Source organism: Chitinimonas prasina, from assembly GCF_030160395.1.
Lineage (GTDB): Bacteria > Pseudomonadota > Gammaproteobacteria > Burkholderiales > Chitinimonadaceae > Chitinimonas > Chitinimonas prasina.
Genome location: NZ_BSOG01000039.1, coordinates 1 through 261, shown reverse-complemented (window position 1 = coordinate 261; position 261 = coordinate 1). Strand labels below are relative to the sequence as shown.

The 261-nt window shown below is 67.8% G+C and carries 1 pseudogene; it reads left to right on the top strand.

What is annotated here, in order from left to right:
* Nucleotides 1-261: pseudogene (locus QQK16_RS21030) on the top strand (IS21 family transposase); the annotation flags it as partial.

The following is a 261-nucleotide window of genomic DNA, read 5'->3' as shown; positions in this document are numbered from 1 at the left end:
GCCGGAAGTATCCGGCGCGGCTGGTCGAGCAGGCCTGCGCGCACGCCATCGACAACCGCATCTACCGCTACAAGCACGTGCGTGCGACCGTCGAGCGGTTGTTCGAACAGGCGATCGAGCAGGTTGGAGTGACGCCACAGCCGGCATCGCCGCTCACCCAGGATCATCCGCTGATCCGTACCCCCGCGGAATACGGCGACCTCTTCAGCCGCGCTGTGCGGCGCGACGCCGACGACAATGGTCGGCAGGCCGAGGCTCACG